A 25845-nucleotide genomic window follows, 5' to 3' on the forward strand; every position below is an offset into this window, starting at 1 on the left:
GATGCTTCAGTTACAGTTGGATAAGAGCCTCCAGAAGCTGCTATTTTACATATAAGTGAAGCAAGTTGATGGATAGCAGTCTTTAGGGGCTCTTATATCGAGAAATCATTGGAAAATGGAGCGTATCTGTTGAGATAAGAGTCTTTAGAAGCTTCAAATTCTTTTTTGCACACTTATGAAAATGAAGTTTGGTAGTTTCATAGATGTTGACAATGAATATAGTGATTGGTTGGAGGAACGCAAGGTGGCCCAATATACGCCGATGATTCAGCAATACTTGGCCGTGAAGGCGCAAGTCCCGGATGCTTTTTTGTTTTTTCGTCTGGGTGATTTCTATGAAATGTTTTTTGATGATGCGATCAATGCTTCACGAGAGTTGGAGATTACGTTAACAGGTAGAGAAGGCGGCGGCGACGAGAAAATCCCTATGTGCGGTGTCCCTCATCACGCGGCGGACAATTACATGTCTCGGTTAATCGAGAAAGGGTATAAAGTCGCCATATGCGAACAAGTTGAAGACCCCGCTGAAGCCAAAGGTGTCGTGCGGCGTGAGATTGTTCGTATCGTTACGCCCGGGACCGTTATGGATAGCAAGCTGTTAGGCGAATCGAGCAACAATTACATCGTTTCCCTAGTGAGTCAGGAACACGGTTATGCCTTTACGGCATGTGATATTTCAACGGGGGAGTTATATACAACACAGCTTTCTAACTCATGGGAACTCGTCGTAGATGAACTCAATGTCTACAACCCTTCGGAGATCATTACGGATAAGGACTTATTAACGACAATTCGGGAAACTGGCCTCACTTGGGGGCGCAGTACGGTGCTTACGGAATGGACGCAAGCGGATGAAAAGCTGCTGGATGAGCATTTTGCTGAGGATGCCGCACTGCTTGCTTTATCCGCTTTGAACCGTCAAGGTGTTGCCTTGCTGCTTGCTTATTTAAAAGAAACGCAAAAACGAGCATTGACCCACGTGAAGCATATCAGAGTATATGAGTCCGATCAATTCATGACGATGGATCCTTTTACGCGTAGAAATCTTGAACTCGTAGAAACGGTACGTGAACGCGCGAAAAAAGGTTCTTTGCTTTGGCTGCTGGACAAAACAGTAACAGCGATGGGCGCTAGGATGCTGCGCCGATGGATCGAAAAGCCGCTCATGAGCGTATCACGCATCGAAGAGCGTCTGGAAGCTGTCAATCTACTCTACAATCAGCTCATTATCAGAGAAGATGTGAAACAAGCGTTGAAGGAAGTCTACGATTTGGAGCGTTTAGTTGCACGTATTTCCTACGGGAATGCGAATGCTCGCGATATGATCGCTCTCAAGCACTCCTTGCAGCAGGTTCCGCTGCTTCAAGAAGTATGTGCAGCTTCCGGCTCCGAGACGCTTCGCAAACTCGTCGAAAATATGGATGCCTGTGAAGATGTTATGTCGTGGATTGCTAGCGCCATTGAGGACGAGCCTCCTGTATCCATTCGGGATGGCGGAATGATCCGCGAAGGCTACCAGCCATACCTGGATCAACTCCGGGAAGCAAGTAAGAACGGGAAGCAGTGGATCGCTGAGCTCGAGCGTCAGGAGCGGGAGGCGACGGGGATCAAGTCGCTCAAAATCGGCTACAACAAAGTGTTCGGTTACTTTATTGAGGTCACCAAAGCGAACATGTCCGCGCTGCAGGAAGGCCGCTACGAACGCAAGCAGACGCTTGCGAATGCCGAGCGCTACGTAACGCCGGAGCTCAAAGAGAAAGAAGCGCTCATTCTGGAAGCGCAGGATAAAATGGTTGATCTGGAGTATGAGCTGTTCACGGAGCTTCGCGACCGGATCTCTGAACATATCTCCAGATTACAGAAACTGGCGGAAGTGATCGCTACCGCCGACGTTTATCAGTCGCTGGCCACGGTCAGCGCGGCGCATCACTACCGCAAGCCGGAGATCGGCGAAGGCTTCGATCTCGAGATTGAAGAAGGCCGCCACCCTGTGGTGGAGGCGGTCATTCAAGACGGCTCGTTCATCGCGAACGAAACGAGCCTGCTGCTAGATGAGGGCCGCATTCTGCTTATTACCGGACCGAACATGGCCGGTAAGAGTACATATATGCGGCAGGTCGCCGTGATCTGCCTGATGGCGCAGATCGGCTGTTTCGTACCTGCCAGATCTGCGCGCATTCCGGTCACCGACCGCATCTTCACGCGGATCGGCGCTGCCGATGATCTGATCGGCGGTCAGAGTACGTTCATGGTCGAGATGATGGACATCCAAGTGATGACCGAGAAGGCGACGAGCAAGAGCCTCGTCATCATCGATGAGCTTGGCCGCGGCACCTCGACCGGGGAAGGGATGGCGATTGCGCAGGCGGTCATCGAGTTCCTGCATGACCGTATCGGCTGCAAGACGCTCGTTTCGACGCATTTCCACGAGCTTGCGCATCTGGAAGAAAGCCTCGTGCATCTGCGCAATCATTGCATGGCTGTGAAAGAGAGCGGCAGGCAGGTGACCTTCCTGCGCAAGCTCATTCCCGGGGCAGCGAGTACGAGTTACGGCATCTACTGTGCCGAAATCGCTGGGCTGCCCGATGCTATCATTCAGCGCTCCTATGAGCTGCTGAATGGGTTTGAAGAGCGGGCGGCGGGCGCTGCGCAGATCGCCGCAACGACGGCTGCCGTCCAACCGGCGGCAGCTCCCGTACAGCAGCTGTCCCTCTTCGCGGAGGACAGCGCGGCAAACACGGCCGTCAAGAAGAAGCAGCCTGACGGCAAGTCTCAGCTGGTGCTTGATCAGCTGAAAGGGATAGATTTAATTAATATGACGCCTCTGCAGGCGCTCAATTTAGTATATGAATGGAAGCAAAAGCTGCAATAGCTTGTTTCGTACGTTCTTTGGTTTCGCAGCATTTTTGCAACATTACAGCCTAATCATATATATTCGAGGAGAGACGCACATGAAAGATCAACCAAGAATGAAAACAATGAAGGTTACCCTAGCACTGGCGTCGGCTCTTATGACGGTTCTCCCCTTGAATGCGTTGGCACAAGAAGATTTACAAACACAGCAAGTCAGAGAAATCATTGGCAAGCTGCATGTGAGTGGTGTAACGGAAGAAGCGCTAGCTAATCAAAGCATTAAGCAAATGGTAGAAGGTCTGAAAGATCCATATACCGTCTTTTTCAGCCAAGAAGAGTACGGTCAGTTCTCCAGCTCCTTAGAAAATAATTATGTTGGCATGGGCGCTCGAATCGGAATTGATGACAAAGGCGTGTATTTATCCGAGGTTTTTGCAGGTTCATCTGCTGAATCAGCCGGCTTGCAGCGTGATGACTATGTCCGTGCCGTGGATGGGGCTCCTGCTTCTACAACCTCTATTGATGATGTCAGAAACAAAATCGTTGGTGTAGCGGGGACGAAAGTTAAAGTTACCGTTCAACGCGGCGACAAAGAATTAACCGTCGAGATTACTCGTAAAGGGATCAATGTACCTGAAGTGTATAGCAAGAGCTTTACGAATGGTGTTGGTTACATTCAAATAACGGATTTTTCAAGCGATGCGGACGAGGATTTTGGTAAACAACTTACGGATCTGCAGGCAAAAGGTTTGAAATCTTTGATACTAGATGTTCGTAATAATCCAGGAGGTCTTGTGGATACGGCTCAGAACATTGCCAAGCATTTTGTCAAAGAAGGCGTTCTGATTCATACAAGAGACCGCAATGGTGTGGATGATCCGGTGTTGATCACGGGCGGAACGGAATTGTCTATTCCTGTTTACATTTTAGCCAATGAGTATAGCGCAAGCGCTTCGGAAGTGCTGTCAGGCGCTCTGCAGGACTACAATGTTGCCAAAGTGATCGGTATGCAAACGTATGGCAAAGGAAGTGTACAACAGCTTTATCAATTGGATAAAGACAGTGCGCTGAAAGTGACGGTTGAAGAGTACTTAACGCCGAATAAGCGTAAAGTGAACAAAGTTGGGATCACACCGGACATTAAGGTGGACGGGGCTTCTGCCCAACTGATTACCGCTCTACAGACAGTTGGGATCACAGACATTAACGTTGAGATTTCCAAGCACAGTGTGACTTATAATGGCGTGGAAATAGGAAGTGGATTCGGTAATTTCCGTGAAAACGGAAAATTATATGCATCAACGCGCGGCCTAGCGGCACTTGTTGGCGCTACGATTACATGGAACGAGGCGACACGCACAGTCGATATTTCCGATAATAAAGGAACGCATGCCATTCCTGTAGAGGCTGACAAGCTAATCATTGAAAATGGGACTAGCTACGTCAATGTTGATCTTTTCGATGATTATTTTCCACAGCTGCAAGTGAAGGATCAAGGGGAGAATGTTTCCATCCGTGCTGTAAAGGGGAACTAAGAATTATGGGCAAAATCCAGCTCTTAAGCGAACATATTGCGAACCAAATCGCTGCAGGGGAAGTGGTTGAACGACCTTCTTCTGTGGTGAAAGAACTCGTCGAGAACTCGGTGGATGCCGGTAGTACTCGGATTGATGTGACGATTGAAGAGGGCGGTCTTCAGCTGATTAGGGTGTCCGATAACGGCTCTGGAATGGCTTTGGAAGATTGCGAATTAGCTTTCCAGCGTCATGCGACGAGTAAAATCTCAACAAGTAAAGACTTATTCTCGATACGAACTTTAGGCTTCCGTGGCGAGGCTTTACCGAGCATAGCGTCCGTATCTAGGCTAGAGTGCGTCACTAGCTCTACGAACGATGGACTAGGGCGGAAAATTTCCATTGAAGGCGGCACGATTCGCAGTGTCGAAGAAACGGCTGCTTCACGCGGAACAGAGGTGTCGGTGAGGGAATTATTTTATAACACACCGGCGCGGTTAAAATATATGAAAACGATCCAGACCGAGCTTGGCCATATTTCTGATTATTTGTATAGATTAGCGCTGGCTCACCCTGGTATCGCCTTTTCGTTGAAACATAATAGCAATCTCCTGCTTCAAACGTTGGGCAACGGAGACTTGCTACAGGTCATCGCCGGCATTTACGGTACGGCAATTGGCAAGCAAATGCTTCCTATCCAAGTGGAAAGCTTGGATTATACGATCACGGGCTTCGTGGCGAAGCCCGAAATGACCCGCGCGAACCGTGGCGGCATCTCGACCATTGTGAATGGCCGTTACGTGCGCAACTTCGCGCTGAATCAAGCGCTGCTGCAGGGATATCACACCCTGCTGCCAATCAATCGCTACCCGGTGGCTGTTCTTCACATCGGGATGGATCCTGCCTTAGTGGATGTGAATGTGCATCCATCTAAGCTTGAGGTCCGCTTCAGTAAAGAAGCGGAGCTAACCGCGTTAATCGAAGCCGAAGTGAAGCGGCTATTTGGAAGGCAGGTGCTGATCCCGCAAGGGATGAAGCCTGCAGCGCCTAAGGGCGCATACGTACAGGAACAGCTGGACCTGACAAGAACGGTTGAGCCAGCAGCTGGCTCAAGCGCATCTACTCCGGCAGCTTCATCTGCGATACCTATACCGCTTCCTGATTCTACGATACAACGTGTATCCGTGGATTCAGAGAGCACGGTTTTGCCGCAAGTGAAGGAGGCTGGAACATCGTATCGACCAGAATCGGTGTCAATTTCCCGGCCACCAGCCGTAGAGCCGCAAAGAAGCTCGACAGCCCCTGCAACTTCTGGAACTTCGTATTCGAGCCGTCCATCATCGCCATCAAACAACAGCTACACATCTACTGCTGGAAGCAATCCCAGAAGTATGTCCATTCAACAGCAGCGCCGGACGAACGAAGCGTTCATGGACCTACTGCCCTCCAAACAGGAAGGTGAGGCTCCCACGCTTCCCGCTTTTCCAAGATTGGACCCGATCGGTCAAATGCATGGCACTTATTTGGTCGCCCAAAACGAAGAAGGCCTGTTCCTGATTGATCAACATGCTGCGCATGAGCGAATTAATTATGAATATTATTACGAGCGTTTTGGCAATCCTGCTGAGGCAAGCCAAGAATTACTCGTTCCTATTACTTTGGAGTTTACACCTTCAGAAGCAGGGATTATTGCTGAGAAGCTGTCTCTTTTTGAGCAGGCAGGCGTGTATATGGAGGCTTTTGGAGGGAATACGTTTCTCGTCCGTGCGCATCCACACTGGTTTCCTTCGGGAGAAGAGAAGGGAATCGTTGAAGACATGTGTGAGTGGGTCCTCAGTGAGAAAAAAGCTGTAGACATCGCCAAACTAAGAGAAAAGGCGGCTATTATGTGCTCTTGCAAAGCATCGATCAAAGCGAATCAAGGACTAAGTGTTCTTGAGATGGAAACGCTGATCGACCGTCTATCAGGCTGCCGTAATCCCTACACATGCCCCCACGGACGGCCAATAGTCGTCAGTTTTACGACTTATGAACTGGAAAAAATGTTTAAGAGAGTGATGTAAACCCGTGTTAGTGACAACTTCGTATAATCCGTCCAGTGGTTTATTGGACAAAGCAGCGCGATTGGCTGTTGTGTATGACGGCCGAGTCGTGCCCCGAAGAAAGTATTCTTTGGAACATCTTAGGAATAATTATAAAGATGATTCCCTCCTGCTTGTGACCAGGGATGAGATCAGGTACTATGGAGATGACCAACCTGCGTATTTTTTTCATCCAAGTATGGCCCTCGTTCGTGTCAAACGTATGCAGCGAGGCGAGACCGATTTATTAATTGAGGCTTCCGGTACAGGAATTGGCGATCATATCGTGGATTGTACAGCAGGTTTAGCGTCGGACTCTATCGTGTTCTCCTTTGCTGTGGGCCCACAGGGAAGCGTCACGGCACTTGAAAGCGAAAAGATTCCAGCTATGCTGATTCAAGAAGGTTTAGCCGTTTATGAATCGGAAATTCCCGAGCTTAACGAGGCTATGAGGCGTATCACGGTAAGAAAGACTCATCACCTCGCGTATTTGCAGCAATTGGCATCGCAAAGCGTAGATGTTGTCTATTTTGATCCGATGTTTCGCAGTCCGATTGAGGAATCTCAAGCGATCTCTCATCTTAGACGCAATGCGAATGATGAAGCTGTCACTATGGCATCTATCGAAGAGGCTAAAAGAGTTGCACGCAAGAGCATTGTGCTCAAAGAAAACAGAGACAGTAAAGAGTTTGCCCGGCTCGGGTTCGAGCATATATTGCGATCGACGACCAAAACAACGTATGGAGTGATTCGACTGTGTTAGCCCCATCAGCCAAGCCGAAATTACTCGTGCTACTAGGTCCCACGGCAGTTGGTAAGACCAAGTTAAGTTTAGAAGTCGCTCAGAAGTTTGGCTGTGAAATTATTTCCGGAGATTCCATGCAGGTGTATCAAGGTATGGATATTGGAACAGCCAAAGCGAGTGAAGCTGAGCAGAAGCTTGTTCCGCATCATTTGATTGATATTCATGATCCTTCCTATCCCTTTTCGGCAGCGGAGTTTCAAGAGCGTGTAAAGGCTCTGATTCTGGACATTCATTCGCGTGGGAAGCTTCCATTTATTGTTGGAGGTACAGGCCTTTATATTGAGTCTGTGTGTTACGACTATCAATTTACGGAAGTTAGTATGGATGAAGTGTTCCGCCAAGAGCAGGAAGCGTACGCCACTGAGCATGGGGACGAGGCGCTGCATCAGAAGCTGCGTGATATTGATCCTGAGAGCGCTAACCGACTTCATGCCAATGATCGTAGACGCGTAATACGAGCTCTTGAGATTTACTATATCTCAGGTGAAACGATGACATCCCATTTGGCGTCCCAGAAAAAAGAGTCTCCCTACGAACTATGTATCATTGGACTGACCATGGATCGGGCACAGCTGTACAAGCGTATTGAGGAACGTATCGACGCGATGATGCAGGAGGGGCTTATCGAGGAAGTTCAATCGATCCTAGCCGCAGGCTGTCCAAAGCAAGCGATTTCCATGCAAGCTCTCGGTTATAAAGAAATCGTCAGTTATCTGGAAGGCGAATTGAGTTTAGAGGAAGCGGTAACACTGCTCAAGCGTGATACGCGCCGATTTGCCAAGCGCCAATTGTCATGGTTTCGGCATATGAAAGACATTCATTGGGTGGATGTGACGGAATCAGCAAATTTTTCTGCCCATTTCCAAATTATTAATGATATACTAGCAGGAAAGTTTGTACATAAAATTGAATATAATTAACAAATACACCAATAGAAAATAGCGCCTTCTGGCGATAGTTTCATTCCATTAAGGGGGACCACTGATGAACAGATCCATTAATATTCAGGACAATTTTCTTAATCAACTACGTAAAGAAAGCATTCCCGTTACCGTATATTTAACGAATGGGTTTCAAATCAGAGGACTAATTCGCGCTTTTGACAACTTCACGATCATCATTGACAGTGAAGGCCGTCAACAAATGGTTTACAAGCATGCCATCTCTACCTTTACGCCGCAACGACCTGTTTCTTTAATGGCGGCTGCTGAAGCTTCGGAATAATCCGTACTCGTATGTTTTGTTTTGCAACTTTTTTATGGACTGAATCGTCTAACCGAATAGATACTTATGGGAGCAACCTTGTTTAAGGTTGTTCTTTTGTTGGTTACTACAATAGAGAAATGAACAACGAGGGAGTCGATGGATTTGGAGAAACCTACGAACAAGAAAACAACTGCGAATACAAAGACGAAATCACAAGGAAGCAACAAAGGCTCGAAAAAAAAGGGATTTAATGTTCGTCAATTTATAATGGGTTCGATTATTGCTGCCATTCTGGCTATAATTTGTGCAATGGGTATTTATATCGTCGTTATTATGAACGGCTTTAAGATTCTCGATAACAACATAGATAAGATTGATACGGCAAGTGAATCGACGCTCATTTACGCGCAAGAAGAAGGAAAAGATAAGACTGCAACGGAAATTGGTAAAATCTATAAAGGTGAAAATCGAGAAAGTGTGAATATCAAAGATGTTCCGGAGCGATTAAAGCAAGCCTTCATTGCAACGGAAGATCGTCGGTTTAACGAGCATGCGGGCGTTGATTTAAGATCCATTGGGCGTGCGCTTGTCAAAGATATTATTCATATGAGCGCTGTAGAGGGTGGAAGTACAATTACCCAGCAGCTCGCTAAGAATGTGTTCCTGAGTTCCGAAAAAACAGCTTTTCGTAAAGGGACGGAAATGTCGATCGCATTTGCTTTGGACGAACGGTTTAGTAAGGATGAAATTCTTGAAAAATATTTAAATCGTATTTTCTTCGGCAGTAACGCTTATGGCATTAAAGCGGCAGCCAAGGTGTATTTCGGAAAATCCAACCTGAACGAATTAGAGGTATGGGAAATGGCAACGCTAGCTGCTTTGCCAAAAGCGCCATCGAGATATTCGCCATTGCAGCATCCGGACTTATCAAAGGAACGCCGTGCTGTTGTTCTTAAGCTGATGACCGATCAAGGCTATATTACAGAGGCTGAGCGTGCGAAAGCAGCAGCTGTGGATTACGCTCCGCCTGCAACGGCTAGTCAAGGCACGAAAGATTACGCGACTTTCTTGGATTATGTTGTAGATGAAGCTGAAAGTATGTATGGCATCGAAGAAGATGAATTGCTGACTAAAGGCTACCGCATCTATACGACAATGAATCCGAAAGCGCAAAAAGTGATGGAGCAGACTTATGCGAATCCAAGCTTTTTCCAGAAGGATGCTTCTGATGGCCAAAAGATTCAGAGCTCCATGGTTATTGTGGATAACAAAACAGGCGGGTTGATGGCATTGATAGGCGGCCGGGATTACAAACAAAGAGGCTTCAGTCGAGTGTATTCCAAAAGACAACCAGGCTCTTCGTTCAAGCCAATAGCGGCTTACGGTCCAGCGCTGGAAAGCGGGAAGTATACTCCGTACTCCATGATGGATGACACGCAGACGTCTTTTGGTAACGGGACTTACTCCCCCCGTAACTATGACCGTGTGACGCATGGGCAAGTACCGATGTTTGAGGCGGTTAAAAAGTCCTATAATTTGGCCCCTGTTTGGTTATTAGATCAAATTGGCATACCAGAGGCCAGAGCCTTTGCTAAAAAAATTGGCGCGCCCATCAATGAGCAAAAAGATAATAACCTATCCATAGCATTGGGCGGACTTACGGATGGCGTTTCTCCATTGCAAATGGCGACAGCGTACACAGCTTTTGCTAACCAAGGATTGCAAAATAAAACGCATGCGATTCTACGCATTACGGATGCGCATGATAAAGAAATCGTCGCTTATAAACCAGAGAAGAAACAAGTTATCCAACCTAAAACAGCCTACTATATGACGTTGCTGCTTCAGGGCGTTGTAGAACCAGGGGGTACTGGTACCAAAGCGAAGTTCAATCGTCCTGTAGCCGGCAAAACGGGTACAACTGGGCTGGACATCAAGGGCATTGAACAATATGATCGTGATGTTTGGTTTGTCGGCTATACGCCGGAGTGGACAGCAGCCGTTTGGGAAGGCTTTGATAAAGTAGATGCGAAGCACTATGTTACAATCGGCAGCGGAAGCCCGTCGGCTATCTTTAAGGAAGTAATGTCGAAGTCGCTGGAAGGTCGACCTGTGACGAACTTCGTGAAGCCTGATAGCGTGCCTAATTTAACGGAACCGCCAAAAGGGATTACGGATTTAACAGCTTTATACGTATCTGAAACAAAGATGGTTAAACTAACATGGACATCGCTGGGTGAAAAGATCGCATATCAAATATTCCGGAAAGGAGCTAGTGAAGCAGAGCCGAAGATGTTGATCCAAACGCCAACAGCTGGTATTGATGATTCCTCCATGAACAGCGGAGAGACATATCAATATTACGTTGTACCGATTAATTTGGATTCAAATACTGAGGGAGCCAAGTCCAATGTAGCTTCTGTCGAAATACCGAAGGATGGCGCACTTCCTGACGGTACCAAGCCGTCACCTTCACCATCGGTCTCGCCGTCCACATCACCTGGTAAGGATCCATTAGAGCCAACGCTCTCACCGGGTACGAGGCCTACGCCATCGCCAGGAAGCACCAATAAGCCTGGCGCAAGTCCGACTCCAAGTTCCAGCATCAGTCCAAGTGCTACCCCTACCCCATCTCCGGCTAATAAGCCGGTTGATGGTTCAGAGGAAAAGCCGAAGGATGGCAAGCAAGACGGGGGACCGATTATTGTGCCGAAGTTATAGTATTTTTTAGCTCAATCTTGCTGAGTAAAACGATACTAGACCCGCATTCCGCGGGTCCCACACTAAACCTACATACTATTGACGGAGGAATTTTCAATGAACTTGCATTTCAACATGCTTAAACCAACAAAGCTTCTCCCGCTCACGTTGATCGCGTTAACTTTATTCGTATCGGCCTGCGGCAACAAGCCTACTGAATCTGCCGGCGGCACAGCAACACCTAAGAGCGGCGCTACGGCACCTGCTGCTTCTTCTGCAGCATCCCCAGCGGCATCGCCAACTGCAGCTCCTAAGCAATGGAGCAAAGCGCCAGATATGACGATCGATCCGAACAAAACTTATCAAGCTGAAGTAACAACGTCCAAGGGAACATTTACCATAGATCTTTTTGCAAAGGAAGCTCCGAAGACCGTTAACAATTTTGTGTTCCTGTCCAAAGAAGGCTTTTATAACAATGTGACGTTTCACCGCATTATCAAAACGTTCATGGTTCAAACAGGAGATCCACTTGGAACAGGCAGAGGCGGTCCCGGCTATAAGTTTGCAGATGAGCTGAAAACTTCGCATAAATATGAACCTGGCATTGTCGCGATGGCGAATTCTGGCCCCAATACGAATGGCAGTCAGTTTTTCATTTGTTCGGGAGAAGATTGTGCGAAAAGTTTAAATCCACAACCTAACTATTCGATTTTTGGCAAAGTGACACCAGAGGGCATGGCAACAATAGCTAAAATTGCAGAAACACCTGTTGAGATGGGTGGCGAATCCTCACCAAGCAAGCCAAAAGAAAAAGTAACGATTAACGCAATCGCCATTAAAGAAAAATAGAATATCATATTCTAAACAGTGAAGGATGGATAGGAGAGAAAACCGCGTGAAACAACCATGTTTATTGTTCCATGGATTCACCGGTGGACCTTATGAGGTTGAGCCGTTAGCACGGCATTTACGTGAACGCGGGCAGCTTTGTGAGGTTCCGCGACTTCCGTGGAACGGAGAATCCAGTCATCAATTAAAAGTAGGACATTGGGAAGATTGGGTACGCGAAGCTGAAAAGCATGCAGAGAGAATGATGATCCAGTATGGATCATTTGATATGGTAGGCTTCTCGATGGGAGGTCTGCTGGCCGCTTATTTATCCGTACGATATCCGGTTCGTAGACTGATACTTTTGAACACGGCAGTCATTTATGTTAGCCCTAGAAGAATGCTGGATGTCATTCGAGATGAATGGAAATATCAAAGGAAAATCAGCTTTATTAAAGCGAAAGCCACGCCGCTGCGAGCTACCTGGCAGTTTACGCGACTTGTACGCCATTTGAAACCAGAACTAAGTCAGGTAAGCATACCAACACTTATCGCTCAGTCTGAAAAAGATCAAGTTATTCATCCGCAAAGTGCGCGATACATCTATAGTAAGCTAAAAGGACAGCGCGAGCTCCATTGGCATTCCAGATCAAATCATTTGATATGTCTGAGTGAGGATGCAGGCACGTTGTTTCGTCAAGTTAGTGCATTTTTGGATAAGGAGTAGCAAGGATGACTGTACAGCCAAACATGAATAAGAAACAAAGAGCCATCACTCCAACACCGAAAAAACGCCGACGAACTGAGCAAAAATCTACGTTCAACCGTGTGCTTGTGAAAGTGTTCCGAATCGTGGTTACCGTTTTCCTCTTGCTTGTCGCTTGGATCGTTTATATCCAGTGGAAGGTTCAAATCGCTCCTGATCAAACGCTGCCTAAGCAAGTTGACGTTGGTATCGTTCTAGGCGCTTCCTTGCGCAAAGATATCCCGAGTCCTGGTCTCCAGGAGCGTCTAGATTTGGCTATTGATCTTTATAAAGAGGGACGGTTCAAACAACTGATCGTCTCCGGAGGTCTGGATCATAACGGATCCAAACTAACCGAGGCGGAGGGAATGCGTAATTATTTGGTTAAAAAAGGGCTTCCGGCCAAAAGCATTTTGATAGAGCCGCGGGCGACAAGTACCTATGAGAATTTGCTTTACAGCAAGCAAATTATGGACGAGCAAGGTCTTGTGAGTTCGATTATTATGACCCATCAATTTCATGGTTCTCGTTCACTCGATATCGCGGAAACGATCGGCTTGAAGCAGCCTCTCATTTCATCAATGAAGTCAGAGGTGCTCTTCATGCCATACCATGAAGCGAGAGAAACGCTAGCTTATACGAAATGGTATTTGACCAAGCTGTTGTTGATGGCAGGCATATGAGATAACAAAGAAGCATGACCTGTAAGCGGGAGTTACCCACTTGCTGGTCATGCTTTTTTTTATTGTGCCTTGGTTATCCGTTTACAATGGCTCCACCGTTCACATGTAAGATTTGACCAGCCATATAGGATGAATCCTCACTTGCAAGGAAAACATAGCTGGCAGCGAGTTCACCTGGCTGACCGGCACGTTTCATTGGTGTAGTTGAGCCGAACGTGGCAACTTCCTCTGCGGTGAATGTAGAAGGAATGAGAGGCGTCCAGATCGGACCTGGAGCTACGCCATTTACTCGTATGCCTTTTGGGTTCAGCTGAAGAGATAGAGAGCGTGTGAAGGTGACAATGGCCCCTTTCGTAGCGGAATAATCGAGCAGCTGCTCATGACCATGATAAGCGGTAATAGATGCCGTGTTGATAATTGCGCTTCCGGATTTCAGGTGGGGTAGTGCAGCCTTGGTCAAATAAAAGAAAGAGAAGATATTGGTTCGAAACGTCCGCTCCAACTGCTCCGAAGTGATATTCTCGATGCTAGGCTGAGGATGCTGTTCTGCTGCATTGTTCACTAAGATATCAAGTTTGCCAAACTTCCCAATAGCTTGCTCAATGATTTGCTTGCAGAAATTCTCATCGCCAATGTCTCCCGCGACATGCAGACACTTTCGTCCTGCCTTTTCCACATGACGCTGTGTTTCCTCCGCATCCGTATGTTCGTTCAAATATACCAATATGACGTCTGCACCCTCTTTGGCATAGGCAATCGCGACCGCGCGGCCAATTCCGCTATCGCCTCCTGTAATCAGGGCGACTTTATCCTTAAGCTTGCCGGCTGCTTTATACCCAGAATGCTCAAAGACTGGAGGAGGATTCATCTGCGACTCAATGCCAGGCTGCTGGTTCTGATGCTGTGGCGGAAATGATGGTTTCTTTTCTGTTGCTGTTGCCATGTGTTGTTGCTCCTTTCATCCTAGGCAAATTCTTTGTTAGGATGATACAAGGGGCTGCAAATCATACTTAATTCGGTAATGATAGTCATATCTGGCTTGGTAACCAAGCTTTTCATACAATGCTACCGCTGGTTTATTGGAAGTAACAACCTGTAAATACTGCATGGTAGCTCCGTGCTCCAAACTCCATTCCGTTAGTGCGTGCATGAGGACGTACCCGAGTCTTTTGCCACGGTGGTCTTCATGGATAACGACGTTTACAAAACCTGCCCACTCGCCCTCTACAATCGCTGTACCTAACGCGATGATTTGGTTATTTTGTTTCAGCTTCAGGAACCCTTTCGGAGCTGGCATTCGCTCAAATAGACCGCTATAGAAACCTCTGCGCTCTTCGGGAAACTGTTCAAGCATGAGGAATAAGTCAAGCCACTCTGCATCTGCTTTTTCTGCCCAGTCTATCTGAATAGATGATTTATTTTGCATCATCTTATTTTGTGCGTTTTCCGATACTTGCTGACCAGATGCGGTCATCATTAAACATGGTGTATCAATCGCATATCCTTTTGTTTGAAGAAATTCATCCAGACCTTCAGGGGAAGCGTTGCTAATATGAAAAATTGCGGGTAAACCAAGTTCTTGATAGAATTGCTCTATTTTCGCAAGCCAATTAGGATCATTTGGATATTCGCCTATGGCAAGCAAGCTGTTTGCACGTTTAGTGACACCTCGGGAGGCCCGTAGAAGCCAATTGTCAATGGAAGTGGAAGACTCGGCAGGCCACGTGTTTGAAGCCACCGTATCGATGGCGATATAAAAGTTTGTTTTTTCGTTCATTTCTAGCGCTCTCCTCCACAGGTTAGTTTCCAATATTATAAATATTTTTATAGAGTTATGTATATAAAAATCGCGCTCCGCCAAAGTGGAAAAATATCATCCTTTGATGTAAGCTATGAAACAACAGGAGGAGGATTTTTTTGGAATTTATCATTCGTACTGCACAATTAGAAGATTACGAAGCCGTGAATGCCATCATTCGAGTAGGGCAGGAAGAACATGCGGATGCATTGCCTGAGCGTTTTGACAGGTTAGATCACGTTGTTGCAATGGGTTGGTACCGAAGTTTTTCAGATCAACAGAATAAAGTGATTTTAATCGCGGAGAAAGAGGGCTTGGTCATTGGGGCAGCTATGCTGGAAATGAAGAAATCTCCTACCTATGAAGCACTAGTTCCTCGAACCTATGCGTATTTAAATGAACTGGCCGTCTCACCGGACTATCTGCGTCAGGGCATTGGTACAAAGCTATATGAAGCAGCTAATGCCTGGGCTAGGGAGCGTTCGGCTGCTTCACTTGAATTAAACGTATGGGAATTTAATGAGCGTGCCATTGCTTTTTATAAATCCTTAGGGATGTTTACCTTAAATCGCACCATGACGACAGAGATATGATCATAAATGAAGGAGGATGATTATGCTATTTATCGATAATGAAGGAATCACAGATCCCCGCATTAATTTAGCCATTGAGGAATATGCCTTAAGACAACTCCCTAATGATGAGAGTTACTTACTTTTTTACATCAACGAGCCGTCCATTATTATTGGCAAAAATCAAAATACACTCGAAGAAATCAATCCCGAATATGTCAAAGAGAATAACCTTCATGTGGTTCGGAGACTATCGGGTGGCGGAGCCGTGTATCATGATTTGGGCAATCTGAATTTCAGCTTCATTACACGGGATGACGGGAACTCTTTTCACAATTTTCAAAAGTTTACTGAACCCGTTGTTGAAGCACTGCGGAAGCTTGGTGTTGAAGCGGCTTTAACGGGCCGCAATGATATCCAAGTAGGTGAGCGCAAAATTTCGGGCAATGCACAATTTGCTACAAAGGGCAGAATGTTCAGTCATGGAACACTACTCTTCGATTCTGAGATCGAAAACGTTGTATCTGCCCTTAAGGTTAATCTTGATAAAATTCAGTCCAAGGGCATTAAATCGATTCGCAGCCGGGTCGCTAACATAATAGAGTTCCTGAGCGAACCTATTACAATGGAGGAATTCCGAAATAAGCTGCTTGTAACTATTTTCAGTGCTGAGGAGTCGGAAGTTCCCATGTACAAGCTTTCTGAGGAGGACTGGGTCCTTATTCACGAACTATCTGAGGAACGCTATCGGAACTGGGACTGGAACTACGGGAAATCACCCAAAAGTACAGTGCAAAACTCCAAACGCTTCGAAGGTGTTGGTACAATAGATGTGCGTTTAGCTATTGAAGAAGGTCATATACATGATTTAAAAATATATGGAGACTTCTTCGGAGCTAGTGATGTAGCAGAACTAGAGGAAACGCTGCGTGGTTCGCGGTATGAAGAGTCTGCCGTACGAGAACGGCTGTCAGGTGTGGAATTGCAGCGTTACTTTGGTTCGCTGGACTTGGAGTCTTTTGTGGTTTTAATGATGTTAAATTAGTGCAAGAAGGGGGGGCTTCCGATGACAAAGCTTTATTTAATTCGACATGGGGAAACGATGTGGAATGTGGAGCGCCGAATGCAAGGTCACTTGGATTCACCACTTTCTTCTTTAGGTGAGCAGCAAGCCTCCTGGTTGTCAAATGCTTTGAGGGATGTTCACTTTGATGTTCTATATGCGAGCAGCAGCGGTCGTACATTGCAAACGGCGAATATCGTGAAAGGCTCACGTGAATTGGTGATACATGCCTCGGATGAGTGGAAAGAAATGAATCTGGGTGCTTGGGAGGGGAGGATTTCGGCAGAAATTGCAGATTTGGATCCTGACAACTTCCATGCATTCTGGCATGCGCCTGAACTGTATAGACCAACGCAAGGTGAGTCATATGCTGATTTACAGGCTCGCGTTATACCAGCCATTGTGCAGCTGCTAAAGGAACATGCGGGCAAAACAATAGGCTTAATTTCACACACAGTCACGTTGAAAATTATCATGGCTTACTTCGAGCGAAGAGCTCTAGCAGACTTGTGGAACCCGCCCTATTTTCATCCTACTTGCTTAAGTCTTGTCGAAATGATTGATAACGAGCCTCATATCCGGCTTCACGGGGATACGTCCCATTTTCAAGATGAAGCATTTGGTTTCTAACATACATCAACTGGAGGAATTATTTATGATCTTAGAAGTTGCCATCCTTCCTGTAATTGCAGGGAAAAATGCGGAGTTCGAAGCGGCGTTTCGCCAAGCGTCATCCATTATTTCATCGATGAAAGGATACATTTCTCATGAGCTGCAAACGTGTATCGAGGATAGCAACAAATACTTGCTGCTCGTTCACTGGGAAACTCTGGAGGATCACACCGTAGGCTTCCGTGGCTCTGATGAGTATCAAGAATGGCGAAAGCTGCTGCATCATTTCTATGACCCATTCCCGGTTGTCGAGCATTATACGCTGTCACAAAAGTATCATTAACGGCTGTCACGGTCTAAAATGCATCAAACGAGCGTAGGATGGATTGATACGAACCATCAAACCATCCTGTAAACGAGGTGATCCTCATGAGTGGTCGAAGCTTGCCATCCAGACAGATCAACATCGTCTTACGGCAGCCAGAGCCTGGCATGCATAGGCGAGCCGTTGATGGAGTAGGCAGCCAGACTCACGCTTCGCCGCTAGCCGATGCCGAGCCGCAGCTCACAGGAAAGAAGACGCCTCTCGAGGGTCCGCTTTCGGATGTTTTCAAAGAGCTGAATCAACTGATTGGCCTTGATAATGTCAAAGAGCTGGTGCATGAAATTTATGCGCTTTTACAAATTTCGCAATTTCGCGCAGAAGCCGGCCTTCTCAGCAATGCGCACGTGTACCATATGATTTTCAAAGGAAGCCCCGGAACGGGTAAAACGACTGTGGCTAGACTGATGGGCCGCATGTTTCATGCCATGGGTGTTCTTAGTAAGGGTCATTTTATTGAGGTGGAGCGTGCAGATCTGGTAGGAGAATACATTGGACATACAGCTCTTAAGACTCGCGAGTTGATGAAAAAGGCGATGGGCGGCATCCTTTTTATCGATGAAGCCTACAGTCTTGCACGTGGAGGAGATAAGGATTTTGGCAAGGAATCCATTGATGCACTGGTCAAAGGTATGGAGGACAAGAAGAATGAGTTCATCCTTATTCTAGCAGGGTATAGCGACGAAATGGAGCAATTTTTGGCTACGAATCCGGGACTTCCTTCAAGATTTCCCATTCAAATTGATTTCGAGGACTATCCGATTGAACAATTGATTCAGATTACTGAGCTTATGGCTAAGGACAGAGAGTATATTCTTCTTCCTCAAACCATAGTGAAGCTAAAACAGCATTTAACTGATGAGAAAGCCGCCACATGGCGTGCATTTAGTAATGCTAGGTATGTTCGAAACATTCTGGAGAAAGCGATGCGGCATCAAGCGGTAAGGCTGCTCAGTCAATATGTAAACGCACCTTCCAAATTAGAATTGATGTCAATAAGACCGGAAGATATGAAATTTAAATGAAATTTATAAAGCTATTTAACTTATTTAAGTTAAATGGCTTTTTTTTCTTGGATAAAACGATTGACAGATTGGTTGAACGGAGTAGAATAGACAGAGTGATTAATTTCAATGATAATGATTATCAATATTAACGAGATGGAAGTTAAGTTTTATTTTCCGATAGGGAGTTGTGATTCATGCGTAAAGTCATCTTAGTGAGTTGGATAGCGCTGCTAATGCTGCTATCTATTCCTTTAACAGTAAGTGCTAAGGCAGAGGATGATCTGGCCAAGGCTGATGAAGGAATTGTCCGCGCCATTCAAGCTGCAGAAAGCGGCAAGATGGAGGAAGCTACCCAATTATTCGAATCGTTTCAAATTAACTGGTTGTCCTATGAAGATGGGATTAAGGAGCGCTCGCTGGCAGCCTATCAGAAGATTGAGCAAGCAATGGGTGAAGTTTCCTTCCAAACACTCAAACAGCCAATCGATTCTCAGAAGTTGGTTGCGGGTTTAAATGATCTTCATCATTTAAACAAGAGTTTCATTGATGGCAATCTGGATGCTTTCGGTAAAGTGGCTCAGAGTAGTGGGGATATAACTGTGGGTTCATTGGTGGCTTTGCTGGAGAAAGCGGCGGACCAAATGAAGCAGAATGATATCGAAGGTGCATCCGCAAGTATCCAAAAGCTTCGAAATTCCTGGTTGCAAATCGAAGGTATTGTGCTTACACAATCCTCATCTGTCTACACTTCGATGGAAAGAGACATGGTTACTGCTTACGCGCAGCTGTCTGCTGTACCTGTTCAAGCTGGTGAGGCTTCCGCAACAATTGCGCGAATGCACGCTGATTTGCAGCCATTAGCGGCCAAAACAAGCTACACCATGCTGGATGCGACGACTATTTTGCTCCGCGAAGGTCTGGAAGCTTTGTTAGTTGTGATTGCCTTACTTGGTTTCCTGAATAAATCGGGTCATGGTGATAAGAAACAATGGATTTGGTATGGCGTACTCGGAGGCTTGCTCGTTAGTATGGCGCTTGGTATTGTCGTTCAACAGTTGTTTTCCGCAAGTGCATTTGGGAACAACAATTTCTTAATTGCTGGATGTACGGGGATTTTCGCCGCTGTCATGCTGCTGTATATGAGCTACTGGCTGCACAGCAAATCTAGTGTCTCTAATTGGCAAAAGTACATACGGGATCAAAGTGTAAAAGCTTTGGCTACCGGAAGTCTAGTTTCTCTCAGTTTGCTTGCTTTTCTTGCTGTTTTCCGTGAAGGCACAGAAACGGTCCTCTTCATGATCGGTATGGCGTCTTCGATTTCCTTAAGCTCTCTTGTTGGAGGCATTGGGATTGGTGTTGTCATCCTGCTAATAGTAGCTTTCTTAATATTAAAAATTGGCCTGCGCATTCCAATGCGTCCATTCTTTCTAGTTTCAAGCTTCTTCGTATTTTATCTTTGCTTTAAATTTGCGGGGATGGGTGTACACGGGCTTCAATTGGCAGGCTATTTACCTGCAACGACAGCTTCTTGGTTGCCAAGCTGGGACTTTATCGCGCTGTATCCAACGTTAGAGAGTGCTATACCGCAATTTATTCTCCTGATATCCGCGTTGTTCGCAGTCATCTGGGACCGTCGTAAAACGATTCAAATGAGAAATATGGCATTATCTAAATCATAAATTAGAGAAAAGTGGAGGAACTACCCCATGAACAAACGTCAACAACTTATCATTTTAGCAGCTGCAACAACACTTGTACTCTCAGGCTGCGGTAAAACAGAAACAACGGAAGTGACCAAAGTACCAGTCAAAGAAGGCTCAGCAGCGCTTCTTACAAGTCTTGATCAGTTGAAGGGTCAACTGGACACAAGTAAGGTTAAAGATCCGAAGAAGCAATCCACCCTACTTGAGAATCAGTGGGCTAGCTTCGAAGATGAAGTAAAACCGAAATTTCCAGAGCTGTATTTTAAAGTAGAGAAATTTCTCACTCCATTAGAAGCAGGATTGAAACAAGACAAGCTGGATTATGCGACATTAACTGCACTAAATAATAATTTGAAAGCAGCAATAACGGAGCTCAGCGCCTCACTCGATGATAATAAAGGTGCAGTTAATAAAGATGTCATCGCCGCATCCAAAGAGCTGCAAGAGGCTGCTAAAGCATATAATAAATATGTTCAGGAACAAGGGAAACAATTAGTCGCTGGACTCGAACAGCTGGATGCTGCTGTGAAGAGCGGCGATCTGAAAAAGGCACAAGAATCCTATGGACAATCACGGATGCCTTATGAGAGAATTGAGCCTATTATTGAGACTTTTAGCGAACTAGATGGTGTAATGGATGCTCGTGTGGATGATTTTAAGAATGAAAAGGATCCTGATTTCACTGGGTATCATCGTATAGAGTATTTGTTGTTTGTTAAAAAGAATGTGAAGGAAGCTGAAGCTTTTTCCTCACGTTTACTAGAAGACGGCAAGAAGATACAGCAAGCAATCGCGGCAACTACCATTGAACCTTCTGATTTTATCGCGGGTGTCGGCGAATTGATGGAAGAAGCACAAGCCACCAAAATTACAGGCGAAGAAGAACGCTGGAGTGGAGCTACTATACCTGTTATCCGAGCTAATGTGGAAGGCGCGCAAGCCATCTATGATCTAATAAAAGTTGAGCTGAAGAAGAAAGACGCCGTGCTAGATGAGAAAATCAGCAAAAGCTTAGCCACGGTTATCGAAACCATGAACACACTTTCACCTGTTGGTGCTACCTGGAACGATTTCGGCAAAATGGAACAAGCCAAACAAATTGATTTGAAAAATAAACTGGAAGCACTTGCTGAGCCGTTAGTGAAAATGCCAGGAACGTTAAGTAAATAAGGGAATGGAAAGGAGAACAACGGTATGGGGGATAAAATGAATCGCCGCGCTTTCTTAGGAATGACTGCGGCAGGTGCTGCAGGCGTTGTCATTGGGGATCTGCTTGGGAAGGCACAGAAAGTGATACCTACAGCTTCGAATAAACAACTAGGTACTGCAACCGCAAGCGCAGCGGATGAAACCATCTCATTTTATGGTGCTCATCAAACCGGTGTTGTGACTCCGGCCCAGAACTTTGCGAATGTAGCTGCATTTGATGTGACCACGCAGGATGTGAAGGAGCTAAAGGAGCTTTTGCAGCTATGGACCGAAATGGCAGCGACTCTCATGGAAGGCAAGCCTCTTGCGGCTGAGCCTCAGGAGGGTAAATTCCCACCGTTGGATACAGGGGAGCAAATGGGCCTCGATACGGGTAAATTAACGATTACCTTCGCTGTTGGTGCGTCTTTGTTTGAAAAAGATGGTGTCGATCGATTCGGACTTCGTTCTCGTAAACCTGCTGGTCTCACGGAAATGCCTATCTTCCATAAAGATTCGCTCCAGGATCAATTAACACATGGAGATATTGTCATTCAGGCTTGTGCAGATGATCCGATCGTTTGTTTCCATGCGATTCGCAACTTTTCCAAAGCTGCTCGTGGCGTCGCTCATTTGCGCTGGCAGCAGACCGGACAGTTGGGCATAAAGTCCCAAGGGACGAAGCGGAACTTGTTCGGCTTCAAGGACGGTACGGCTAATCCAGACTTGCAAGATGAACAATTTATGAAGAATAATGTTTGGGTCGAGGCGGGAGACGGTGCATCTTGGTTTGCTGGAGGCACCTACATGGTTGTACGCCGTATTCATATGCGGATTGAAACATGGGATCAACAACCATTTTCGGACCAAGAAGAGATTATTGGACGTCAGAAGGTTTCCGGAGCACCGATGGATGGACATGCAGAATTCGACAAGCCTAATTTCGCTGACGATAGCAAAGGGGAGGTTACAGCACTCGATTCTCATATCCGCCTTTCAAATCCACGCACGGGAGAGAATTCAGAGCGTGAACGCATTTTGCGCCGCGGGTATAATTTCATGGATAACCTCGATAACGTTGGCCGAATCAATGCTGGTCTGTTATTCGTTTGTTTCAATCGGAATATCCAAACGCAGTTTGAATCCATTCAGAAAAGATTGACGAATCCGAAACTTCCTGACAAAATGCTTTCCTATACGGACACAACGGGTGGCGGCTATTTCGCTGTGCTGCCGGGTGTTCCATCTAAGGGTTCATATTTAGGACAAAGTTTATTTACTTAAAATAGGTGGAAAGCTACCGAGAGGCCTATGGTCTTTCGGTATTTTTGTGTCTTCAGATGGGAACACCGTTATAATCGAATTTTCCGTTCCTGCAAATTGACTTTCCCAAGCATTTCCTACACAATGATGAAGGAATACGCCCACATGGGGGCTATTTCGATCGTTTGAATGCAGCGTAAAGGAGACAAACTTATGAAAACTACTTCACATATGGTTGAGAAAGAAATCGATGACCGCGCGGTGCTTGTTAGTCTAGTCACTCAGAAACAGAAGAAAAATGAATTATTAGCAGAATACTCGCTGCAAGAGCTGGTTAAGTTAGCAGAAACAGCAGGTGTGCTTGTTTTGGAGACGATGACACAGAACAAAGAAACGAAGGATTCCAAATGGTTTATTGGTAAAGGGAAAGTTGAAGAGCTAAAGTTGCGTTTAGAAGAGCTTGGCGGGAATACGGCTATCTTCGATCAAGAGCTATCGGGTGCTCAAGTCCGTAACTTAGAGGCTGCCTTAGATGTGAAAATCATCGACCGGACGCAGTTGATTCTGGATATTTTTGCCCAGCGTGCCAAAACACGTGAAGGTATTATTCAGGTTGAGCTGGCGCAGCTTAGCTACCTGCTACCAAGGTTATCCGGACAAGGTAAGAACTTGTCACGTCTTGGTGGCGGTATCGGGACGAGAGGTCCCGGGGAATCGAAGCTGGAGACAGATCGTCGGCACATTCGCGGCCGTATTGACGAGCTGAAGGCGCAGCTGGAAGAGGTCGTCCGTCATCGGACTTTGCATCGTGAACGCCGTAAGAAGACCGGTGTGTTTCAAGTTGCCCTTGTTGGTTACACGAATGCAGGGAAATCAACTTTACTGAAACAATTGACTCAAGCTGACGTCTATATTGAGAATCAGTTGTTTGCAACGCTGGATCCGACTTCGCGGACGATGGAATTGCCAAGCGGTAAAGAGATTGTTCTCACCGACACCGTAGGCTTCATTCAGAACCTGCCGCATGATCTTGTTGCCTCGTTCCGTGCTACGCTGGAAGAGGCCAACGAGGCCGATTTGATCCTTCATGTCGTCGATAGTTCAACGGAAATGAGAAATGAGCAAATGCGCGTTGTCGCTGAAGTTTTAGAAGAGTTGGGTGCACATCAAAAAGAACAGCTAACCATTTACAATAAAATTGATCTTTGCACGCAAAAAGATGTGGAAATGCTTTCGACCGAAGGTGAATTTTTGAAAATCAGTGCGTATAACCCTGATGATCTGGAACGCCTGCGAGTCGCCATCCAAGAGAAGCTGATGGGTGAGAGTAAAGAGTTCCGCATTCCGGCTGACAAGGGAGACATCATTTCCCTTATGTACCGAATTGGCGATGTCTTGGAGACGGATGTGGACGGGGAAGATATGCTGTTCAAGGTCCGTGTGAACAAGGATGATTATGTCAAATTGGCCTATCAATTAGTGGCTTATGATCAACATGCTCAGCAAGAGGCTCAAGATGGTGAGGGAGAGATTTACTAATTATGCAATTCGGGGATAAAGTTATGGCATTAATGGAGAGCGCAGAACGCCAGATAGAGAGCGCTTTTCGCCAGATAGAGAAAACGATTGACCTTAATCAATGGAAAGTGATTAGCGCTTTCCAAAAACATAAGGTAAGTGATTACCACTTTGCTTCTTCGACAGGCTATGGCTACAATGATCGCGGCAGAGAGGTGCTCGATCTTGTCTATGCGGATGCGATGGGGGCAGAAGCAGCACTCGTACGCCCTCACTTTGTCTCAGGTACGCATACGATCGGCACAGCTTTGTTCGGTGTTCTGCGACCAGGCGAACATCTACTTTACATAACGGGTAAGCCTTATGATACGTTGCATAAGGTCATTGGAAAGCCTAGCGACGGTATGGGATCGCTGCAGGACTTTGGCATCGCGTACAGCGAGGTTGCGCTGACTGAGGAAGGCGCGCCAGACTGGTCGGCCATCGCGGCTGCCATTCAGCCGAACACGAAGGTGATCGGCATACAGCGTTCGCGCGGCTACTCGTGGCGGCCTTCGTTTACGGTGGAGCAAATAGGTGAAATGGTCCGATTCGTCAAGGAAGTAAACCCGGCCCTGATCGTCTTCGTCGATAATTGCTACGGCGAGTTCACCGAGCTGCAGGAGCCGACGCAGGTTGGCGTCGATCTCATGGCCGGCTCGCTTATCAAGAACCCCGGCGGCGGTATCGCCCCATCCGGAGGCTATATTGCCGGGCGGCGCGACCTTGTGGAGCTCGCCGCTTACAGACTGACCGCCCCCGGTATTGGGGGCGAGGTCGGTGCTATGCTCGGCGCCACGCGAGCGATGTTTCAAGGGCTTTTCCTTGCCCCTCACTTGGTGGGGCAAGCCGTCAAGGGCTCGGTCTTCGCCGCCGCGGTGTTCGAAGAGCTGGGCTTCGAGAGCCATCCGCGTTGGCAGACGCCGCGAACGGATCTGATCCAAGCGATCCGCTTCACGTCGGTGGATCACTTGATCACGTTCGTGCAGGGCATCCAGAAGGCGGCTGCCGTGGATTCGCACGTTGTGCCGGAGCCGTGGGATATGCCCGGCTATGAGCATCCCGTCATTATGGCGGCCGGGACGTTCATCCAAGGCGGCAGTCTGGAGCTGTCCGCGGATGCGCCGATACGTGAGCCTTATATCGCTTATTTGCAGGGCGGGCTTACCTACTCACACTGTAAGTTAGGGGTACTAACAGCAATCCAGCATATGGAAGACAAGGGATTGTTATGAAAAATAAGACTGTGAACAAACCTGACACTCCTTGACACATTCTTGTTACA

22 protein-coding genes are annotated in these 25845 nt (G+C 46.7%); 20 read left to right on the forward strand and 2 right to left on the reverse strand.

The genetic code is table 11. From position 1 onward, the window contains the following. Positions 1-244 precede the first annotated feature (244 nt). From mutS to QFZ77_RS19965, 10 genes are all read left to right on the forward strand, one after another. Positions 245-2872: a DNA mismatch repair protein MutS gene (gene mutS, locus QFZ77_RS19920; protein WP_307442086.1), complete on the forward strand. Its 2628-nt coding sequence runs from the start codon at positions 245-247 to the stop codon at positions 2870-2872. A gap of 79 nt (positions 2873-2951) precedes the next feature. After that, positions 2952-4388: a S41 family peptidase gene (locus QFZ77_RS19925; protein WP_307442088.1), complete on the forward strand. Its 1437-nt coding sequence runs from the start codon at positions 2952-2954 to the stop codon at positions 4386-4388. 5 nt (positions 4389-4393) lie between these two features. After that, complete coding sequence (gene mutL / locus QFZ77_RS19930; RefSeq protein ID WP_307442090.1) at positions 4394-6430, forward strand: DNA mismatch repair endonuclease MutL; 2037 nt, start codon at positions 4394-4396, stop codon at positions 6428-6430. Positions 6431-6434: 4 nt separating this feature from the next. Next, complete coding sequence (locus QFZ77_RS19935) at positions 6435-7211, forward strand: class I SAM-dependent methyltransferase (RefSeq protein ID WP_307442092.1); 777 nt, start codon at positions 6435-6437, stop codon at positions 7209-7211. After that, the gene (gene miaA, locus QFZ77_RS19940) at positions 7205-8173 is read left to right on the forward strand and encodes a tRNA (adenosine(37)-N6)-dimethylallyltransferase MiaA (protein ID WP_307442093.1); all 969 of its coding nucleotides are present in this window, start codon (positions 7205-7207) and stop codon (positions 8171-8173) included. The genes QFZ77_RS19935 and miaA overlap by 7 nt, the downstream gene beginning before the upstream one ends. Positions 8174-8237: 64 nt before the next feature. Further along, positions 8238-8477 carry an RNA chaperone Hfq gene (hfq, locus tag QFZ77_RS19945; protein WP_307442094.1) on the forward strand — a complete coding sequence of 80 codons (240 nt, stop codon included), beginning with the start codon at positions 8238-8240 and terminating at the stop codon, positions 8475-8477. 144 nt (positions 8478-8621) lie between these two features. Then, positions 8622-11180, forward strand: a complete 2559-nt coding sequence (locus tag QFZ77_RS19950) for a transglycosylase domain-containing protein (RefSeq protein ID WP_307442096.1) — start codon at positions 8622-8624, stop codon at positions 11178-11180. A gap of 96 nt (positions 11181-11276) precedes the next feature. Then, positions 11277-12008 (forward strand): peptidylprolyl isomerase, encoded by a 732-nt coding sequence (locus QFZ77_RS19955; protein ID WP_307442097.1) that lies wholly within the window; start codon positions 11277-11279, stop codon positions 12006-12008. Positions 12009-12054: 46 nt separating this feature from the next. After that, positions 12055-12714: an alpha/beta hydrolase gene (locus QFZ77_RS19960; RefSeq protein WP_307442099.1), complete on the forward strand. Its 660-nt coding sequence runs from the start codon at positions 12055-12057 to the stop codon at positions 12712-12714. A 5-nt stretch (positions 12715-12719) separates the two neighbouring features. Then, positions 12720-13415, forward strand: coding sequence for a YdcF family protein (locus QFZ77_RS19965; RefSeq protein ID WP_307442100.1), 696 nt, complete (start codon positions 12720-12722; stop codon positions 13413-13415). A gap of 73 nt (positions 13416-13488) precedes the next feature. Here the strand turns inward: QFZ77_RS19965 and QFZ77_RS19970 are convergent, their stop codons facing one another. Together QFZ77_RS19970 and QFZ77_RS19975 are read right to left on the reverse strand one after the other, a co-directional pair. Beyond that, positions 13489-14358: an SDR family oxidoreductase gene (locus QFZ77_RS19970; RefSeq protein ID WP_307442101.1), complete on the reverse strand. Its 870-nt coding sequence runs from the start codon at positions 14356-14358 to the stop codon at positions 13489-13491. Between the two features lie 36 nt (positions 14359-14394). Then, positions 14395-15192 (reverse strand): GNAT family N-acetyltransferase, encoded by a 798-nt coding sequence (locus tag QFZ77_RS19975; RefSeq protein WP_307442103.1) that lies wholly within the window; start codon positions 15190-15192, stop codon positions 14395-14397. A 140-nt stretch (positions 15193-15332) separates the two neighbouring features. Between QFZ77_RS19975 and QFZ77_RS19980 the strand changes: the two genes are divergently transcribed. The 10 genes from QFZ77_RS19980 (at position 15333) to QFZ77_RS20025 (ending at position 25795) form a co-directional block, all read left to right on the forward strand. Next, positions 15333-15806 (forward strand): GNAT family N-acetyltransferase, encoded by a 474-nt coding sequence (locus tag QFZ77_RS19980; protein WP_307442104.1) that lies wholly within the window; start codon positions 15333-15335, stop codon positions 15804-15806. A 22-nt stretch (positions 15807-15828) separates the two neighbouring features. Continuing rightward, a complete protein-coding gene (lplA, locus tag QFZ77_RS19985; protein WP_307442105.1) occupies positions 15829-16830 on the forward strand; it encodes a lipoate--protein ligase in 1002 nt (333 codons plus the stop codon). Positions 16831-16851: 21 nt separating this feature from the next. Then, entirely contained in the window at positions 16852-17478 is a 627-nt protein-coding gene (locus QFZ77_RS19990) for a histidine phosphatase family protein (RefSeq protein ID WP_307442106.1), read from the forward strand. Positions 17479-17503: 25 nt separating this feature from the next. Beyond that, the gene (locus tag QFZ77_RS19995; protein ID WP_307442107.1) at positions 17504-17803 is read left to right on the forward strand and encodes an antibiotic biosynthesis monooxygenase family protein; all 300 of its coding nucleotides are present in this window, start codon (positions 17504-17506) and stop codon (positions 17801-17803) included. A gap of 86 nt (positions 17804-17889) precedes the next feature. Next, complete coding sequence (locus tag QFZ77_RS20000; RefSeq protein ID WP_307442109.1) at positions 17890-18867, forward strand: AAA family ATPase; 978 nt, start codon at positions 17890-17892, stop codon at positions 18865-18867. Positions 18868-19043: 176 nt separating this feature from the next. Further along, positions 19044-20528 carry an FTR1 family iron permease gene (locus tag QFZ77_RS20005; RefSeq protein ID WP_307442110.1) on the forward strand — a complete coding sequence of 495 codons (1485 nt, stop codon included), beginning with the start codon at positions 19044-19046 and terminating at the stop codon, positions 20526-20528. Between the two features lie 27 nt (positions 20529-20555). Next, positions 20556-21722 carry an EfeM/EfeO family lipoprotein gene (locus tag QFZ77_RS20010; protein WP_307442111.1) on the forward strand — a complete coding sequence of 389 codons (1167 nt, stop codon included), beginning with the start codon at positions 20556-20558 and terminating at the stop codon, positions 21720-21722. Positions 21723-21746: 24 nt separating this feature from the next. Beyond that, positions 21747-23024, forward strand: a complete 1278-nt coding sequence (gene efeB / locus QFZ77_RS20015; RefSeq protein WP_307442112.1) for an iron uptake transporter deferrochelatase/peroxidase subunit — start codon at positions 21747-21749, stop codon at positions 23022-23024. A gap of 192 nt (positions 23025-23216) precedes the next feature. After that, positions 23217-24542: a GTPase HflX gene (gene hflX, locus QFZ77_RS20020; protein ID WP_307442113.1), complete on the forward strand. Its 1326-nt coding sequence runs from the start codon at positions 23217-23219 to the stop codon at positions 24540-24542. Between the two features lie 32 nt (positions 24543-24574). Beyond that, a complete protein-coding gene (locus QFZ77_RS20025; RefSeq protein ID WP_373462754.1) occupies positions 24575-25795 on the forward strand; it encodes a methionine gamma-lyase family protein in 1221 nt (406 codons plus the stop codon). Positions 25796-25845 lie beyond the last annotated feature (50 nt).

Origin of the sequence: Paenibacillus sp. V4I3 (genome assembly GCF_030817215.1) — a bacterium.
GTDB lineage: Bacteria > Bacillota > Bacilli > Paenibacillales > NBRC-103111 > Paenibacillus_E.

Coding starts and splice junctions, on each gene's coding strand:
- QFZ77_RS19925 (WP_307442088.1), top strand. CDS start 2,952: ATGAAAGATCAACCAAGAATGAAAACAATGAAGGTTACCCTAGCACTG.
- mutL (WP_307442090.1), top strand. CDS start 4,394: ATGGGCAAAATCCAGCTCTTAAGCGAACATATTGCGAACCAAATCGCT.
- hfq (WP_307442094.1), top strand. CDS start 8,238: ATGAACAGATCCATTAATATTCAGGACAATTTTCTTAATCAACTACGT.
- QFZ77_RS19955 (WP_307442097.1), top strand. CDS start 11,277: ATGAACTTGCATTTCAACATGCTTAAACCAACAAAGCTTCTCCCGCTC.
- QFZ77_RS19965 (WP_307442100.1), top strand. CDS start 12,720: ATGACTGTACAGCCAAACATGAATAAGAAACAAAGAGCCATCACTCCA.
- QFZ77_RS19970 (WP_307442101.1), bottom strand. CDS start 14,358: ATGGCAACAGCAACAGAAAAGAAACCATCATTTCCGCCACAGCATCAG.
- QFZ77_RS19975 (WP_307442103.1), bottom strand. CDS start 15,192: ATGAACGAAAAAACAAACTTTTATATCGCCATCGATACGGTGGCTTCA.
- lplA (WP_307442105.1), top strand. CDS start 15,829: ATGCTATTTATCGATAATGAAGGAATCACAGATCCCCGCATTAATTTA.
- QFZ77_RS19990 (WP_307442106.1), top strand. CDS start 16,852: ATGACAAAGCTTTATTTAATTCGACATGGGGAAACGATGTGGAATGTG.
- QFZ77_RS19995 (WP_307442107.1), top strand. CDS start 17,504: ATGATCTTAGAAGTTGCCATCCTTCCTGTAATTGCAGGGAAAAATGCG.
- QFZ77_RS20000 (WP_307442109.1), top strand. CDS start 17,890: ATGAGTGGTCGAAGCTTGCCATCCAGACAGATCAACATCGTCTTACGG.
- QFZ77_RS20005 (WP_307442110.1), top strand. CDS start 19,044: ATGCGTAAAGTCATCTTAGTGAGTTGGATAGCGCTGCTAATGCTGCTA.
- QFZ77_RS20010 (WP_307442111.1), top strand. CDS start 20,556: ATGAACAAACGTCAACAACTTATCATTTTAGCAGCTGCAACAACACTT.
- efeB (WP_307442112.1), top strand. CDS start 21,747: ATGGGGGATAAAATGAATCGCCGCGCTTTCTTAGGAATGACTGCGGCA.
- hflX (WP_307442113.1), top strand. CDS start 23,217: ATGAAAACTACTTCACATATGGTTGAGAAAGAAATCGATGACCGCGCG.
- QFZ77_RS20025 (WP_373462754.1), top strand. CDS start 24,575: ATGGAGAGCGCAGAACGCCAGATAGAGAGCGCTTTTCGCCAGATAGAG.